Below are 15,667 nucleotides of genomic sequence, written 5' to 3'. Positions count from 1 at the left end.
ACTGGGAATGGAATGGACCTCACCCGCCTGCGGCATATCCTGGCCGTTGCCCGCAATCAAAGCTTCTCGCGAGCGGCAGAGGAACAGGGCATCACCCAGCCTGCGCTCAGTCGCAGCGTGGCCGCATTCGAAGCACGATACGGCGTCTGCCTGTTCGACCGCGGCCGGGGCGGCGCTCTCTTGACCCCGGCCGGCCGCCATGTGGTGGGACAGGCCGCCCGGCTGCTTGATGCCGCCGGCGATCTGGAACGCAGCCTGAAGCGCTATCCCTTGGGCGAACCGGCGCAGGTCTCCATCGGCCTGGGGCCGTTGATGGCAGGTCTTTTCCTGCCACGCATTGCCGGTTCGCTGCTCAAGGCATGGCCGGCGATCCGCATCCGCACACAGGTTCGTGCGCCGGACCAGCTTGTTGCCGAATTGCTGAACGACCGCATCGAGATGGTGCTTGGCAACAATTGGAACCTCGGCCGTGTGCCGGGCACCGAAGTGGAACGGCTTGGCCGGATCGCGGTGGCCTTCATGGTACGATCCGGCCATCCGCTGGCGAACCGGGGCAGCGTGAGCACGGCCGAACTTGAAGACTACCCGATCGCCAGCGCCGTGGACCTGCATGAATCCGGCGCGCAAGTTGGAAGCGGACAAGCCGGCAGCTTCGTCTGCGACAATTTCCACATCCTGCGTGAAACCGTTCTGCGCAGCGATTGCGTATGGGTCTCATCACCGCTCTTCCTCGCGAACGACTTGCGCAAGGGCCGGATCGTCCAACTGACTGTCACAGGTTTCGCACCGGCGTTTAGCGACATTTGCGTGGTCACGCGGCGCGGGCGCACCCGGTCACCCGCCGCGCTGGCCGTGGCGGCAGAGCTCGAGGCTCTTCTGAGTGAAGGCAGCTAACACACCTGCATTTTCGACCAATCGTTCGTAAATACGGGCGGATTGGGAAACAAATTGCCCCGATTGAATGCTTTCCAGTCGTTATGGACGCGACCTCGGGCATACACGGTGCGAAGGAACGCCAGGGTGGCTATCTCTGGCCTCACCGCGCGCGCTTCGGTTCGCCGCGTGGCTTGCGCATAGCGCGCAACATAGCGCTGACGATCATTGCTGCCGTCTTCGCTGTCTGGCTGGTTCTATTCGTCACGAAGGGGCGCTTTCTGAAGCATCCGTTCGAACGCATTGCCTCGTCCATGGCAGATCGCCAGATTTCCGTGGGCGGTGATTTCCAGCTCTATTTCGCGCCCTTGCGCATCAAGTTCCTTGCCGAGCGTTTGCAGGTGGCCAACCCTGCGTGGGCAAGCCAACCGGACCTTTTTTCGGCAAAGCGCATCGATGCGCGGATCGCACCGCTTTCGCTCCTCTTCGGGCGGCGCCACATCTACACGCTGGACCTCGACCAGGGCTTTGCCGATCTGGAATGGGACGCGCGCCACCAGGGCAATACCTGGACCTTCGGCACGCCGGGCAAAGGCGGTCCGCTGGAACTGCCACGCATCGATCGCGCCACCATTACCGGCACGAAAGTGCGCTACCTCGATCCCCGCATGAAGATCGTGGCCAATCTGCAGGTCGATCCGATCACGTCAACCAATGCCAAAATCGGCAAGGCCATCGCCGTGCGGGGCGACGGCACGCTGCGCGACACGCCCTTTCGCGTCTCCGCGCGCCTGCTTTCGCCGGATGAAACCATCGGCAACGGTGAAAACGCGTTGCAACTGCGGGCATGGGCTGCGAATAACGTGATCGACGTTTCCGGCAAACTCCCGTCCATCTCCGATATCGAAAATGTACCGCTCCATGTCCGCTCTGAAGGGCGCGACCTGTCGGATCTGCTGGGCATCATCGATGTCGTGATCCCCCATACCCGCCGCTATACGCTGACCGCGCAATTGGTGAAGGACGCAGAACGTTACCGCTTCACCGGAATGTCCGGCCGCTTCGGCAATTCGGATCTGGCCGGGACGCTAACCGTCACGAACGGCGAACGCCTGCGGCTGGATTCCGAGTTGAAGACGCGGCGACTGGATATTGTCGATGCCGCACCGTTCATTGGTTACAACCCCGATATCGTCGCCGCCCAGGGTGCCGTTGCTGCCGCGGCGGCAACCGGCGCCGGCCCGCGCAGGGTCATGCCCGATGCACGCCTTCCCGTGGACGCGATGCAGCGCTTCGATGCCACCCTGAAATGGCAGATCGGCGTGGTGCGGTCGCGCAACGTGCCGGTGCAGGACATTGCCCTCAAACTCACGCTCGATCGCGGCAGGCTGGCGCTTTCACCGCTGACATTCTCGATGGCGCGCGGCACGGTTTCGTCGGACCTGATCTTCGACACGCGGCGGCGCCCTTCCGCCGTCAGCTACGACATCCGCCTCTCGCAAACGCCGATGGGTCGCCTGCTCGCGGGCTACGGCGTGGTACAATCGGGAACCACGGGTTCGATCAAGGGCCGCATTCAGTTGGAAGGGCGCGGTGACACCATCCATGACTCACTCGCCAGTTCCTACGGCCGCATCGCCTTCGTGATGCCGCGCGGCACGTTGTGGACACAGAATGCGCAGCTGGCCGAACTCGATATCGGCACTTTCGTGACCAAGATGTTCGAGGGCAAGCTGAAGAAGCCGATCGAGATCAATTGCGGCTTGCTGGGCTTCACCGTGCGCAATGGCATCGCCGCGGCCGATCCGATCCTGATCGATACGAGCAAGAACGTCGTCACCGGGCGCGGCGGCTTCAGCTTCGACACCGAAGCGGTAGACTTGGCCTTCCGGGCGGACGGCAAGAAGTTCAGCCTGTTCTCCGGCCAGTCCCCGGTCGGTTTGCGCGGCCACTTCGCCGACCCGTCGCTCGACGTGATCAGCCCGCAACTGATCGGCCGTGCCGGCGTTGGACTTGGGCTGGCGGTAGTTGCCACGCCCGTCGCCGGCCTGCTGGCCTTCGTGGACATTGGCGATGCGAAGTCCGCCGCCTGCGGTCCCGTGCTGGCGGGCGCCGGCGCTGCCGCCCAGCGCACCGTTTCCGGCAAGCCACGCAAGGACGTGGGCAACGGCAGAGCCGGTAAAATAGATTAGGCTCTAAGCCGGCTCCATCACGCCCAGCAAATCGCCCAGATCGGCGACAGCAAACCCGGTGAACTGATCCCCGATGCCATAGGGCAGCAGCACGCGACGCCGGTGGACCAGCGCCCCGCAACTGTAGGTGACGTTCGGCACATATCCGCCATGCTGCTCGGCACTGGGGAACACCAACGGCGCGCGGGTGCGGAGGAGCACTTTCGAAGGATCGTCACGGTCCAGCACGCAGGCGCCGATGCAATAGCCCCGCACCATTCCGACGCCGTGGGTGAAGACCAGCCAACCTTCCTCGATCTCGATCGGCGATCCGCAATTACCCAGTTGCACGAATTCCCAAGGGTAACGCGGCGCCATGATCGGAATGCCGGCATCCCACCGATAGAGATCGTCCGACCGGAGAAGCCAGATGTTCTCGCCATCCTGACGGCCGAGCATGACGAACTGGCCGTCGATCTTGCGCGGGAACAGCGCCATGCCCTTGTACCCGCCCATCGCGCCCTCCAGCGTGCGCATTTCGAACGTTCGCAGGTCTATGCCGCGCAAGAGCCCTTGCCGCGCGGTGCGACCGTCGAAGGCAGTGTAAGTTCCAAGCAGCTTCTCGCGGCCGTCATCGCCCTGGAAAAGCACCATGCGCAAGTCCTCCACGCCTTGCCGCTGATCGGGAAGGATCGGGAAGATCACCGTTTCCGACACATTCTCGCTATCGTCGCATTGCAGGCGAACCCAGCCTTCGTCGTCGCTCTGGATGTCGGGGGTCATGCAGTGCGGGCTGGCGGGGTCGATCGTCAGGCCCGATCCGCAATCCCATGTGCCGGTGCGGAAGGTGACGGAAGATACATGGCCCTCCCCAATGCCCCGCAGCGAAAGGAGGAAGCGCACATGATCCTTGCCGGCACGATCCCCGCCATCCTTTTCGGGCAAGGGCACGATGCTGGGATTGAACAAGGCCGCCGCCTCGAACGCGAATTCCTGGCTGAAATAGGCGCCCAGCAGCAGACGGTCACTCTTCGAAAGTCCGCTTGTGTCGATCTCTTCCGCAAGGCTTTCCACCTGCCGCAGAAACGTGCGTTCCGCATTGCGATGGCGGGCGCGCATCGGGCCCATGACGAATGCCAGCATTCGTTCCCGGACGTCGGCATCGAGTGCCTCCAACCGGTCGACCACCGCCTGCGCACGCGTTGCGCCCTGCGCGAAGGCTTCGGGATAAGCGAAACGGAACGGCCTTATCACCGTGCGCGCGGGATCCGGCTGCAGTTCCGGCTCCAGCTTCGTGAACACGTCCGCAGTTTGCATTGCCGGCGCCTTTGCTTCGATCGGAGAGACCACACCTTGCGGCAGGGTTCCCGACGATCAACGCAGCAGACGCGGCATGGTTCGGCGCCAAGCCGATGCGGGCGCCTTAATCGCGGCGAAAGACGGGCGGGCGCTTCTCGAAGAATGCGGTGAAGGCCTCTCGCGCTTCGGCCGATTGCATCGCCGTGCGGAAAACGCGGGCTTCCTCTTCGATCCGCGCGACGACTGCCGCCGGATCACCCTTCATCAGCCGGCGCGTCGCCAACAGCGCCTGCGGCGGCTTCGCCATCAGTACCCCGGCCTTGGCACGCGCATGGGCAAGCAATTCCTCACCCGGCACCAGCGCGGTGACGAGGCCGGCAGCGTCCGCCGCTTCCGCTCCCATCGGCTCACCCAGCAGCAGCATCGCCGCCGCCTTGGCATAGCCCAGCGTGGCAGGCGCCAGCAGGCTGGATCCCGCCTCCGGCACGATACCCAGATTGACGAATGGCATCACGAACCGCGCATCGGGCGCCGCATAGACGAGGTCGCAATGGAACAGCATCGTCGTCCCGACGCCCACGGCCAGCCCCTGAACGGCAGCGACGATCGGCTTGTCGAACAGAGCGATGGCGCGGATGAACGCGAATGCGGCCGCAGCCCCTTCCGGGCCGGAGATGAAATCGGCCAGGTCGTTGCCCGCGCAGAAAGCGTCGCCCTTGCCCGCGATCAGCACAGCGCCGATGTCGCTGCGCGTCGACGCGGTTTCCAGCGCGGCGATCATGGTGCCATACATCGCGGCGGTCAGCGCATTCTTCTTTTCGGCACGATCGATATGAATTTCGAGAATGCCCTCATTCTCGACGATCTCGATGCCTGTGCTCACGCCATACTCTCCATTCTATTTCCGTCCCGCCGTTCGCACGCAGCGCGGGACGGAGCAAGAGGATATGGCGCCCTTACACAGGCTGATCGATGGACTTGGCCAGCGGCGTGAACAGCTTGGGCCCGGATGCGGTCATGTACCAACAATCTTCCAGCCGGATGCCGAATTCGCCCGGAATATAGAGGCCCGGCTCATCGGAAAAGCACATCCCCACCTCCAGCGGCGTGTCGGCGCCATGCACCAGATAGGGCGATTCATGCCCGTCCAGACCGATGCCGTGGCCCGTGCGGTGCGACAGGCCGGGAAGACGATAGCCGGGGCCCCAGCCTTCGCGCGTGTAGAACGTGCGAACCGCATCGTCGATCGCGCCGACCGGCACGCCGACCTTGGCCGTCTCCAGCGCGATATCCTGCCCGCGCCGGACCGTGTCCCACACCTTTCGCTGGCGAGCGGAGGGTTCGCCGTAGACCCAGCTGCGCGATATGTCCGACTGGTAGCCGAAGACTTGCGCGCCGCAATCCATCAGGATCACCGATCCCTCACGCACCGTCTGCGGCTGATGCGATCCGTGCGGATAGGCGCTCGCCTCGTTCAGCAGGACCAGCGAGAATTCCGGCGGCCCGCCCATCGCGGCGGAGGTCTTGTCCATCAGGTCGGCAATGTCGCCCTGCGTCATCCCGGCGCGGACCTGGCCGTGAACATACTTCAGCGCGGCCATGGTGATGTCGTTCGCGCGCTGCATCAGCGCCAGTTCCGCGGGGGACTTGATCTGGCGGCACTGGTTGACCAGCGCCTCGCCCGAGACGACTTCCCACTTGCGCGGCTCGTGCTGCAAGGCATCGACGATGAAGAAGCGCGCAGTCGGCTCGATCGCCACCTTGCGGCCGGAAACCTTGCGATCCACCAATACGCCGGCCATGCGCGCTTCGGGATCCTCATCCTCGTTCCACGCGCGCACTTCGGCCGAGATGCGCAGGGTTTCGCGCACGCTCGGCTCCTCGAAGGCGGGCGTAACGATCACCGTGTCGCCATCCGCCGGGATGACCGCCGCCGTGACGCGCTCGGAACGGTGCCATTCGACACCGGTGAAATAACGCAGGCTGGATCCGGACTCGACGATCAGTGCGCCAATTCCGGCCTTGCGCATCAGCCCCTGGACTTTGGCGATGCGCGCGGCATGCTCCTCGCGAGAGATCGGCTGAACGGGGGGCCCGGCAGGCGCAGCGATCGTCCCCGTCCCCGTCCCCGTCTCTGCCGCATGGAGGCGCGAGGTCATTGCAATACCGGCCGTGGCCATCGCGCCGGCGAGAAAACCCCGCTTCGAAATCATGAAGAATCCCCCTGAACCGCAACCCGAAACGCCCGTGGCGAGCGCGCCTTTGATCGGCCCCTTCGATGCCGCAAACCCATCCGGGCGACAAGCAGGCGTCTGCGCCTTTAACGGCGTTATTTTCCGCGTTGGTACCGCCCCCGACCGAACGCAATCGGGACCAGCCCATTCCCGTCGATGTGCAGTGTCATCGTGACGAAGGGCGCCGCATCCAGCGACGCGGCATCGATGGAGAATCGCAGCACGCCCCGCGTGACGGGCGCAAACGTGAACGACGCATCCCTGTCCGGGGCGAAATTGGCCTGCAATTGCGCCCCGACCACCGCGATGGGCGGCGCGCCGTCCAACAGGTCCATCCCGTCGCCGCCCGTCGTGGTCACCTCCGCCTCGCGGCCGTCCGCCAACCGCAGCGTGACGTGAATGTCGCGCGCGAACCGGCCTGTGGCAGGATCGACCACGCCGACGGCGATACCGCCCCGCCACGCCTGCGGACCATCCGGTACTTGCGGACGCGCCGGCAGATCGCACGCTGGGGGTAAGGCGGGTGCGCGCAATGCCAGCGGCGGCAGTCCGGCGGCGACCGCTTCGGCCTTCGCGCTGTCGTGCGCGGCCGTCCACTCGGCCATCGCGCGTTCGATCTCGCTGGCGGTGGCCCCGTCGATCGTCGTCAAGGCCATCGCCCGCCGGGCAAGCGCTTCCACGGCCGTTCGCGCGGCAACCGCACGGTCAAACGCCAGTGACGCCGCATCGCGCCCTTCGGCGGAAGCGGGGGCGGGAACGGACTCGACAACCGGGGCGACGGCATCCTCGGGTTCCAGAAACGGACAGCGCGCGCGAACTGCATCCACGCTTTCCTCATAGCGTGCGTTCAGCAGGCGGGTCTCCGCCGCCGCCGACCATGGATCGGCGCCCAGCCAACCGAAAAGCGGCCTGTCCTTCGCCGGACGCGACGCGGCCAGAATGATGTCATCCCCCTCACGCCGCCAGGTTCCGTCGGCAAACTGGTCGAGCGCGCCGTATGACAGATACCATTCGAAGGTTCCGTCCGGCCGCAGCAAAAGCTCCGATCCGGTTTCCATGATGCCGGTCAGGTAATAGTGCCCGGCGAATGCCCCATCAGCCGCCGAAGCGGCACCCTCTTGCCGGGCGGAGATCGGAACCGCGATGAAGGCCATGGCGATGGCAGTGAACGCGCCAAGCAAGCGAACACACGCACCCATATCGGTCTCTCCCCAACCGCAAGTCGGCCCGGACACCTGAACTTAGAGATCGTTCGGAAGTTCGCCAAAAGCGAATTTCGCGGCAACGCCCGCCACGATCGCCTCAGAACACGAAAGAAAGCTGATCGGGGTGTGCTGTGCGTCGCCGAGCGCCGCGTTCACGCACATTATCCTGATCCACGGTTCCGAAAACCACCTTGATCATGGTCAGCGCCCGCGAATTGACCTGGCTCGACGCCTCAAGCCGGCGCACGGCACGGGCAGGATCGCGATAGCCAATGGCCTTGCCCAATTCTGCTTCGGTCAACCCGCGATTCTTGCGGGCGAGAGCCAGTTCGGCCCCGGTCATGAGGATCTCCGTGGACACCTTGTACAGCGCTCGCCCCTCGGACGGCGAACACCGGTCAAGCCGAAAAGCGGATGATTTTCCTAGCGCTGGCGAATCGTCGGCGCCAGCCGAATGGCAAGCTGTCCACAGGCTATGCACAGCTTGCGGACAATGCGGCGGCGGGTGTGGGCCGGCTTCAGGACACCCCGGAGAGTTGACGAGCGGACGAACAAGGAAGAGCCTCTCAAAACCGTATCCGGAGAAAAGCGATGGCATCGAGACTTGCTATTGTCCTGAGTGGCGGCGGCGCCAAAGGCGCGTTTCAGGTCGGAGTTCTCGACGGCCTGATAACCAAGCACGGCGTCACGCCTTCGATCGTTGTCGGAACCTCCACAGGCGCAATCCAGGCGCTGGGGGTGGCACAGAACGACGTCGCCGGGCTGCTGAATGTATGGCTTGGCCTCAAGGGCGATGACGATATCTACAAGAAGCGCGGCGGGATTGCGGGCGCTGTCCTGTTCGGTGAAAAGGCCATTTACGACGCCGCTCCGCTGCGGCGTCTGCTCAAACAATTCGCAGACCCGGCCAAGCTGGCCGCCTCCACCGTCGATCTTCGTCTCGGCGTCGTCAGCCTCCAGTCCGGCGAATTCAGGACGATCGACAAGAGCGTGCCGGACATTCACAACTGGGTCTACGCCAGTTGCGCCATGCCAGTGTTCTTCGATCCGCTGCAGACGAGCGACAGGCAGCAATGGGTGGATGGCGGCGTGCGCGATGTAACACCCCTGGGTGCGGCGCTGGAGCTTAACCCTACGGGCGTGATCGTCATCCGCGCATCGCCGCTGGGCAAATCGTCTTCAACGAAAAACTTCGGCGGCCTGATCGATGTCGGGCTGCGGGCCGTAGACCTTCTGCAGTCCGAGGTCTCTCGCAACGATCTGGCAAATACGTCGCTAATCAATGACATGCTTGCTGCCCGCGACCAGATGTTCACGGCGCTGCAGGCGAATGGCACTTCGGCCAGCGACGCGGCAAGGCTGCTGCTTCCACTGGACAAACAGATCTCTCACTACCGCTTCGCGCAAGTTCGCGTCATCGAGCCCCGCGAAGAATATTCGGATACGCTGGAATTCGATCCCGCCAAGATCAGGAAGGCCATAGATGCCGGGCGCGCGGCGGTGGAAGAACAGTGGCCGGCCATCCAGTCGCTGGTCACGTGACGCGGTCGGTCCACTGGGGAATGGCCTTCCGACAGGTCCTCTTGACCATTCGCTGCAACTGCACAATCCTGCGCCGGTGAGCGAAGCAATCGTCGATCCCGTCCCCTCGCGTTCCGGCCCATCGGTGGTGCTGCCGGCGCGGCCCGAAGCGATCCGGCTCGATGCCGCGACAACGGCTGTGATCGTCGTCGACATGCAGAACGCCTATGCCAGCAAGGGCGGCTATGTGGACGAAGCCGGCTTCGATGTCGGCCCGGCGGCCAGCGTGATCCCGAAGATTGCCGACGTGCTCGATGTGGCACGCACGGCGGGAATGCCGGTGATTTTCCTGCAAAACGGCTGGGATTCCGGCTATGTCGAAGCGGGCACGCCGCTTTCGCCCAATTGGCACAAGTCCAATGCGCTCAAGACGATGCGGGCCCGGCCAGAGCTTGCCGGAAAGTTCCTGGCCCGTGGCGGCTGGGACTATGAGCTTGTAGAGACCCTGAGCGTACATGAAGGCGACCTACGCGTGCACAAGCCGCGCTATTCGGCGTTCTTCAACTCGCAACTCGATTCCGTACTGCGGGCACGCGGCATCCGGACGCTGATCTTCACCGGCATCGCCACCAACGTCTGCGTGGAATCGACCCTGCGTGATGGCTTCCACCTCGAATACTTCGGCGTGTTGCTGGAGGACGCGGTGCATCACCTGGGCCCGGATTTCATCCGCGAAGCCAGCCTTTACAATGTCGAGAAGTTCTTCGGCTGGGTGAGCAGCGTCGCCGATTTCCGCACTGCCGTCGGTCAACTGCCACCAAAGGAAGCGTGATGCCCTTCGAACCGATCAATCCGCCGCAGTTCCCCACGCCCATCGCCCCCTATTCCGCCGGAGCCAAGGCGGGCAACGTGGTCTACGTCTCCGGCGTATTGGCGCTGGGCGAGGGCGGCGCAGTGCTGCATGTGGGCGATGCCGCCGCGCAGACCCGCCACGTGCTGGAGGTTATCAAGACCACGGTAGAGGCGGCTGGCGGCACCATGGCGGATATCGCCATGAACCACATCTTCCTGAAGGATCTGAACGACTACGCCGCCTTCAATGCGGTCTATGCCGAGTATTTCCCGGGCGACAAGCCGGCACGCTATTGCATCAAGTGCGAGCTGGTAAAGCCGGATTGCCTTGTCGAGATAGCCTCGGTCGCCCATCTTGGCTGAGACTGGCGGGCTCTACTACGAAATTCACGGAAGCGCGGATGCGCCATGGCTGATCCTGTCGAGCGGCCTTGGCGGCTCGGCCGGGTACTGGACACCCAACCTCGCGCCGCTGGCCGAGCATTTCCGCGTTCTCACCTACGACCATCGCGGCACGGGCCGCAGTGACCGTACGCTGCCTGAGACGACCTCGGTCGAAGACATGGCGAGCGATGTGGTCGCGCTGATGGATGGCTTGGGCATTGAGCGCGCGCATTTCATCGGCCACGCCCTCGGCGGCGCCATCGGCATCGAAACCGCCATCCGTACCGGCCGGATCGATCGGCTGATCGTCATCAACGGCTGGAGGACGCTGTCCCCGCATACCCGGCGCTGCTTCGCCGCCCGCCTTGCACTGTTGCAAGGAGCGGGTGAGCGCGCCTTTCTCGAAGCGCAGCCGCTGTTCCTCTATCCTCCCGACTGGATCGCCGCGCACGATGGCGAACTGACGGTAGATCTCGATCATCACCTTGCAACCTTCCCCGGCACGGCCACCACCGCCAAGCGCATTGCCGCCGTGCAAGCCTACAGGCCCGATCCGACAGGCCTCGCCGCGCTCGAACATTTGCTCGCCATCGCCACGCGCGACGATTTCCTCGTGCCATTCGCCACCGCGCTCGATCTCGCCGAGCCGGTGGAGCGCGCCGATGTCGCCACATTCGACTGGGGTGGCCACGCTTGCAACGTGACCGATCCGGAAGCCTTCAATCGCCTTGTTCTCGAATTTCTCAGGAGCTGAAGCTCATGCAAGTCGGCGTTTTCGTTCCCATCAACAACAACGGCTGGCTGATCAGCGAGAACGCCCCGCAATACTTGCCCAGTTTCGATCTCAACAAGGAAATCGCCCAGCGCGCCGAGAAATACGGGCTCGATTTCCTGCTCTCGATGATCAAGCTGCGCGGTTTCGGCGGCAAGACGCAGTTCTGGGAATATGGCCTGGAAAGCTTCACGCTGATGGCCGGGCTGGCGGCAGTGACGGAGAAGATCAAAATCTTCGCCACGTGCCCCACGCTGATCATCCCGCCCGCCTTTGCCGCGCGGATGTGCAACACGATCGACAGCATCAGCCATGGCCGCTTCGGGCTGAACCTGATCACCGGCTGGCAGCCGCCCGAATACACGCAGATGGGCCTGTGGCCGGGCGACGAACACTTCCGCAACCGCTACGAAGTCCTGGGCGAATATGCACAAGTGCTGCGCGAGCTGTGGGAAAACGGCCGCTCGGATTTCAAGGGCAAGTATTACCAGATGGAGGACTGCCTCGTCCGTCCCCAGCCCGAAGCCGACATGAAGATCATCTGTGCGGGCTCCTCCGACGCGGGCCTCGCCTTCTCGGCCAAGTGGGCGGACTATGCCTTCTGCCTTGGCAAAGGCGTCAACACGCCGACGGCTTTCGCCTTCAACAACGACCGTCTTTCGAAATTCACGGCGGAAACCGGGCGCGAGGTTTCGGTCTTCGTGCTGGTCATGGTGATCGCCGCCGAGACGGACGAGGAAGCGATGGCCAAGTGGCAAAGCTATAATGACGGCGTCGATATCGAGGCCATCGCCTGGCTGGCCGACCAGGGCGCCAAGGATACCGTGAACACCGATACCAATGTGCGCCAGCTCGCCGCACCGGAGGGGGCGGTGAACATCAACATGGGCACGCTGGTCGGCAGCTACGAAAGCATAGCGCGCATGCTGGACGAGATGGCCGAAGTGCCGAACACCGGCGGCGTACTGCTCACCTTCGACGACTTTCTGGAAGGCGTGGAGGCTTTCGGCACGCGCATTCAGCCGCTGATGAAGAGCCGGCGAGAACAATGCGCCAGTGTACCTTCCCAGTCCTGAGCGCAAAAACCGGTTTCGCATAAGCGGGGCACTCCGCCATATATCGCAAGCCTGCTGACGAAGGCCGCGCTTCCCGCTATGGGGCCCGCCATGGATACGCCCCGCCCCACCCTCTCCGAACCCTGGCAGGTTGCCGCTCTGTACCGTTTCGCCCGTTTCGACGATTGCGCCGCCTTGCGCGAACCGATCGAGCAGCTTTGCCGCGAACAGGGCATTCGCGGCACGCTGCTGCTGGCACATGAAGGGATCAACGGCACGATCGCGGGATCGCCGCAGGGCATCGCCACTGTCGTCGATTACCTGCGCAGTCTGCCCGATTGCGCGGAGCTGGACGTCAAACTGTCCACCGCCGCCGACATGCCGTTCCATCGTATGAAAGTGCGGCTGAAGCGCGAGATCGTGACCATGGGGGAGCCCGATATCGATCCCCGCGCCAGTGTCGGCACTTACGTCGATGCGCAGGACTGGAACGCGTTGATCAGCGATCCGGACACGATCGTGATCGACACGCGCAACGACTATGAAGTGGCCGTTGGCACATTCGAAGGCGCGATCGATCCGAAGACGGCCAGTTTCCGCGATTTCCCCGAATGGTTCCGGCGGGAGCGCGAACGGTTGCTGGACAGTGGCAAGCCGACAAAAGTCGCGATGTTCTGCACCGGCGGAATCCGCTGCGAAAAATCCACCGCTTTCCTCAAGCAGGAAGGGGTGGAGGACGTCTACCACCTCAAGGGCGGAATCCTGAAATATCTGGAGACGGTGCCCGAAACCCAGAGCCTGTGGCGCGGCGAATGCTTCGTGTTCGACCAGCGGGTAACGATCGGGCATGGTCTGGTCGAAGGCACTTATGCCCTGTGCCATGCCTGCCGCCGCCCGGTTGACCAGGACGACCGCCTTTCACCGCTCTACGAAGAAGGCGTCAGTTGCCCCGCGTGCCATTCGGAGCGCAGCGACGCGCAGCGGGCTTCGTACCGCGAGCGGCATCGCCAGGAAACGCTCGCAGCGGCACGGGGTGTTGCCCATGTCGGCGCCGTTCGCGATCAGGCGGACTGATCGGCCGCCAATCCCATTCATCGCAGCCTGATGGTGGATCCGGCGCCAACGGATCCACCACTCAAAGGGTAGGGTTTGCCGCGTTTCCGGGGCAAACCCTAGCCAATTGGCGAAAGCCTCAGGCTTTCTCCAACCGCGGCAGGAACGCCGTCAGCAGGCCGATTGCCGGCAGGAAAGCGCAGACCTGATAGACCGTCTCGATGCTGGTGTGGTCGGCCAGCCAGCCCAGTGCCGCCGCGCCAAGGCCGCCCATCCCGAACGAGAAGCCGAAGAACAGCCCGGAAATCATCCCGACTTTGCCGGGTACCAGTTCCTGCGCGAAGACGACGATGGCGGGAAACGCCGAAGCCAGGATGAGGCCGATCGCCACGGTCAGCGGACCGGTCCAGAACAGGTTTGCATGGGGCAGCAGCAGGGTGAACGGCAGAGCGCCCAGGATCGAAAACCAGATTACGTATTTGCGCCCGAAACGATCGCCCAGCGGACCGCCCATTACCGTGCCGACCGCCACCGCCGCGAGGAAGGCGAACAAGTGCAGCTGCGCATTCTGCACCGACAGCCCGAAGCGGTGGATGAGGTAGAACGTGAAGTAGCTCGTCAGGCTGGCCAGATAGACGTATTTGGAAAAGATCAGCGACAGCAGGATGGCAATGCCGCGCCCCGCCTGCCCCTTCGGAAGGGAGGCTGACAGGTTCGCTTTGCGCCCTGCGGCAAGGCGTTCGAGGCCGTGGCTGCGATACCACGCTGCAACGTTCCACAGCACCGCGCCCGACAGCAGCGCCAGCATGGCGAAGAACGCCAGGCTCGACTGCCCCCACCGCACGACCACTAGCGCGGCTGCGAGCGGCCCCAGGGCTTGACCGGCATTGCCGCCGACCTGGAACAGTGATTGGGCAAGACCATGCCGCCCACCTGCTGCCATCCGCGCCACGCGCGAGGATTCCGGATGGAACACGGAAGAGCCCATGCCCAGCAACGACGCACCGACAAGGACCAGCCAATAGCTATGCGCGGCGGAAAGCACGGTCAGCCCGGCAAGCGAGAACAACGTCCCGACCGGCAGCGCCATCGGGGTCGGCCGCTTGTCTGCATAAAGGCCGATCAGCGGCTGCAGGATGGAAGCGGTGATCTGATAGGCCAGCGTCACCAGCCCGATCTGACCGAAGCTAAGCTTCAGGTCGGCTTTCAGGCCGGGATAGATTGCCGGTAGCAAGGATTGCATCATGTCATTGAGAAGATGACAGAAACTGATGGCGATAATGACGCCGAACACGGTTCCGTTCACCGTTCCCGTCGCGGCGCCAGTCATCGGCGTGCTGGACCTGCTGGCAGCCATTCTGCGTGTCTCCTTTGCATGGCTTGGCTTCTCGAATTGCCCCTATGCGCTTTGAAAGCGTCCCGCTTTGTCGTATGGGTCAATCAATTATGCAAATGGGACATTCCCCTCCACACCGCCAGCCCGATGACTTCGAGGATGTGCCGCGCCCTGTGGTCGGTATCGGCAACGACTATCCGCCGTCCTTCGAACTGGCCGAACACAGCCATCGGCGGGGGCAGTTTCTCTATGCGGCAAGCGGCGTGGTTGCGGTCGGTACGCCGGAAGGCGCGTGGGTCGCCCCGCCGGAGCGCGCGGTATGGATCCCGGCAGGTACGCCGCATTCGGTGCGCATGGTCGGCGCCGTGCAGACGCGCAGCGTGCTGATCGACCAGGCAGCGGGGGCGATGCTGGCGCGGACCTGCCGGGTCGTTTCGGTCACCCCGCTGCTCCGCCAGCTTCTGGTCGCGGCGTCGGAGGTGCCGGCCGAATATGATCTGGACGGGCGGGACGGTCTGGTGATGGCGCTGCTGGTGGCGGAAATCGCGCAGGCGCCGGTCATTCCGATCGTCGTGCCCTTTCCGCGCCATGCCGCCTTGGCGCGGCGCTGCCACCGGTTCCTGGAAAGCCCGCGCGCAAGTGAGACCATCGATCAATGGTCGGATGCGCTGGCCATGAACCGCCGCCGCTTCACGCGGCTGTTTCGGCGCGAAACGGGGATGAGCTTTGCCGAATGGCGGCAACAGGCCTGCCTTTCCGCAGCGCTGCCACGGCTGGCGGCCGGCGATTCCGTCACTGCCATCGCCCTCGATCTCGGTTACGACAGCCCGGGTAATTTTTCGACGATGTTCAAACGCGTGCTGGGGGCGCCGCCGAGCCGTTATCGCCCATGAGTGGCCGCGAACCGCCCCG

At 64.0% G+C, this 15,667-nt stretch carries 15 protein-coding genes; 9 read left to right on the top strand and 6 right to left on the bottom strand.

The genetic code is table 11. From position 1 onward, the window contains the following. Nucleotides 1-12: 12 nt before the first annotated feature. Both ACZ1JV_RS05610 and ACZ1JV_RS05605 read left to right on the top strand, forming a co-directional pair. Entirely contained in the window at nucleotides 13-894 is an 882-nt protein-coding gene (locus ACZ1JV_RS05610; RefSeq protein ID WP_465148709.1) for a LysR family transcriptional regulator, read from the top strand. Between the two features lie 83 nt (nucleotides 895-977). Beyond that, nucleotides 978-3,065, top strand: coding sequence for an AsmA family protein (locus ACZ1JV_RS05605; protein WP_465148708.1), 2,088 nt, complete (start codon nucleotides 978-980; stop codon nucleotides 3,063-3,065). Between the two features lie 3 nt (nucleotides 3,066-3,068). On the opposite strand, the gene ACZ1JV_RS05600 is transcribed toward ACZ1JV_RS05605, so the two are convergent. From ACZ1JV_RS05600 to ACZ1JV_RS05580, 5 genes are all read right to left on the bottom strand, one after another. Next, complete coding sequence (locus ACZ1JV_RS05600; protein ID WP_465148707.1) at nucleotides 3,069-4,361, bottom strand: glycoside hydrolase family 130 protein; 1,293 nt, start codon at nucleotides 4,359-4,361, stop codon at nucleotides 3,069-3,071. A 106-nt stretch (nucleotides 4,362-4,467) separates the two neighbouring features. After that, entirely contained in the window at nucleotides 4,468-5,226 is a 759-nt protein-coding gene (locus ACZ1JV_RS05595) for an enoyl-CoA hydratase-related protein (protein ID WP_465148706.1), read from the bottom strand. Between the two features lie 73 nt (nucleotides 5,227-5,299). Continuing rightward, a complete protein-coding gene (locus ACZ1JV_RS05590; protein ID WP_465148705.1) occupies nucleotides 5,300-6,556 on the bottom strand; it encodes a M24 family metallopeptidase in 1,257 nt (418 codons plus the stop codon). Between the two features lie 116 nt (nucleotides 6,557-6,672). Then, nucleotides 6,673-7,776, bottom strand: coding sequence for a hypothetical protein (locus tag ACZ1JV_RS05585; RefSeq protein WP_465148704.1), 1,104 nt, complete (start codon nucleotides 7,774-7,776; stop codon nucleotides 6,673-6,675). 103 nt (nucleotides 7,777-7,879) lie between these two features. Beyond that, nucleotides 7,880-8,125 carry a hypothetical protein gene (locus ACZ1JV_RS05580; RefSeq protein ID WP_465148703.1) on the bottom strand — a complete coding sequence of 82 codons (246 nt, stop codon included), beginning with the start codon at nucleotides 8,123-8,125 and terminating at the stop codon, nucleotides 7,880-7,882. A 248-nt stretch (nucleotides 8,126-8,373) separates the two neighbouring features. On the opposite strand from ACZ1JV_RS05580, the gene ACZ1JV_RS05575 reads away from it, so the two are divergent. The 6 genes from ACZ1JV_RS05575 (at nucleotide 8,374) to trhO (ending at nucleotide 13,440) form a co-directional block, all read left to right on the top strand. Continuing rightward, entirely contained in the window at nucleotides 8,374-9,324 is a 951-nt protein-coding gene (locus tag ACZ1JV_RS05575; RefSeq protein ID WP_465148702.1) for a patatin-like phospholipase family protein, read from the top strand. Nucleotides 9,325-9,400: 76 nt separating this feature from the next. After that, nucleotides 9,401-10,135, top strand: coding sequence for a pyrimidine utilization protein B (rutB, locus tag ACZ1JV_RS05570; RefSeq protein ID WP_465148701.1), 735 nt, complete (start codon nucleotides 9,401-9,403; stop codon nucleotides 10,133-10,135). After that, entirely contained in the window at nucleotides 10,135-10,518 is a 384-nt protein-coding gene (gene rutC / locus ACZ1JV_RS05565) for a pyrimidine utilization protein C (RefSeq protein WP_465148700.1), read from the top strand. The genes rutB and rutC overlap by 1 nt, the downstream gene beginning before the upstream one ends. Continuing rightward, nucleotides 10,511-11,293, top strand: coding sequence for a pyrimidine utilization protein D (gene rutD, locus ACZ1JV_RS05560; protein WP_465148699.1), 783 nt, complete (start codon nucleotides 10,511-10,513; stop codon nucleotides 11,291-11,293). The genes rutC and rutD overlap by 8 nt, the downstream gene beginning before the upstream one ends. 5 nt (nucleotides 11,294-11,298) lie before the next feature. Continuing rightward, nucleotides 11,299-12,387, top strand: coding sequence for a pyrimidine utilization protein A (rutA, locus tag ACZ1JV_RS05555; RefSeq protein WP_465148698.1), 1,089 nt, complete (start codon nucleotides 11,299-11,301; stop codon nucleotides 12,385-12,387). Nucleotides 12,388-12,477: 90 nt separating this feature from the next. Beyond that, a complete protein-coding gene (gene trhO, locus ACZ1JV_RS05550) occupies nucleotides 12,478-13,440 on the top strand; it encodes an oxygen-dependent tRNA uridine(34) hydroxylase TrhO (protein ID WP_465139839.1) in 963 nt (320 codons plus the stop codon). A 118-nt stretch (nucleotides 13,441-13,558) separates the two neighbouring features. Here the strand turns inward: trhO and ACZ1JV_RS05545 are convergent, their stop codons facing one another. Continuing rightward, a complete protein-coding gene (locus tag ACZ1JV_RS05545; protein WP_465139840.1) occupies nucleotides 13,559-14,776 on the bottom strand; it encodes an MFS transporter in 1,218 nt (405 codons plus the stop codon). Nucleotides 14,777-14,871: 95 nt separating this feature from the next. On the opposite strand from ACZ1JV_RS05545, the gene ACZ1JV_RS05540 reads away from it, so the two are divergent. After that, nucleotides 14,872-15,648 (top strand): AraC family transcriptional regulator, encoded by a 777-nt coding sequence (locus ACZ1JV_RS05540; RefSeq protein WP_465148697.1) that lies wholly within the window; start codon nucleotides 14,872-14,874, stop codon nucleotides 15,646-15,648. Nucleotides 15,649-15,667 lie beyond the last annotated feature (19 nt).

The organism is Novosphingobium sp. BL-S-19 (assembly GCF_055521675.1).
This window is presented reverse-complemented; position numbering and strand designations above follow the sequence as displayed.

Excerpts from the sequence above, each read along its gene's own strand:
- ACZ1JV_RS05610 (WP_465148709.1), top strand. The coding sequence starts at position 13 with ATGGACCTCACCCGCCTGCGGCATATCCTGGCCGTTGCCCGCAATCAA.
- ACZ1JV_RS05605 (WP_465148708.1), top strand. The coding sequence starts at position 978 with ATGGACGCGACCTCGGGCATACACGGTGCGAAGGAACGCCAGGGTGGC.
- ACZ1JV_RS05600 (WP_465148707.1), bottom strand. The coding sequence starts at position 4,361 with ATGCAAACTGCGGACGTGTTCACGAAGCTGGAGCCGGAACTGCAGCCG.
- ACZ1JV_RS05590 (WP_465148705.1), bottom strand. The coding sequence starts at position 6,556 with ATGATTTCGAAGCGGGGTTTTCTCGCCGGCGCGATGGCCACGGCCGGT.
- ACZ1JV_RS05585 (WP_465148704.1), bottom strand. The coding sequence starts at position 7,776 with ATGGGTGCGTGTGTTCGCTTGCTTGGCGCGTTCACTGCCATCGCCATG.
- ACZ1JV_RS05580 (WP_465148703.1), bottom strand. The coding sequence starts at position 8,125 with ATGACCGGGGCCGAACTGGCTCTCGCCCGCAAGAATCGCGGGTTGACC.
- ACZ1JV_RS05575 (WP_465148702.1), top strand. The coding sequence starts at position 8,374 with ATGGCATCGAGACTTGCTATTGTCCTGAGTGGCGGCGGCGCCAAAGGC.
- rutC (WP_465148700.1), top strand. The coding sequence starts at position 10,135 with ATGCCCTTCGAACCGATCAATCCGCCGCAGTTCCCCACGCCCATCGCC.
- rutA (WP_465148698.1), top strand. The coding sequence starts at position 11,299 with ATGCAAGTCGGCGTTTTCGTTCCCATCAACAACAACGGCTGGCTGATC.
- trhO (WP_465139839.1), top strand. The coding sequence starts at position 12,478 with ATGGATACGCCCCGCCCCACCCTCTCCGAACCCTGGCAGGTTGCCGCT.
- ACZ1JV_RS05545 (WP_465139840.1), bottom strand. The coding sequence starts at position 14,776 with ATGGCTGCCAGCAGGTCCAGCACGCCGATGACTGGCGCCGCGACGGGA.
- ACZ1JV_RS05540 (WP_465148697.1), top strand. The coding sequence starts at position 14,872 with ATGGGACATTCCCCTCCACACCGCCAGCCCGATGACTTCGAGGATGTG.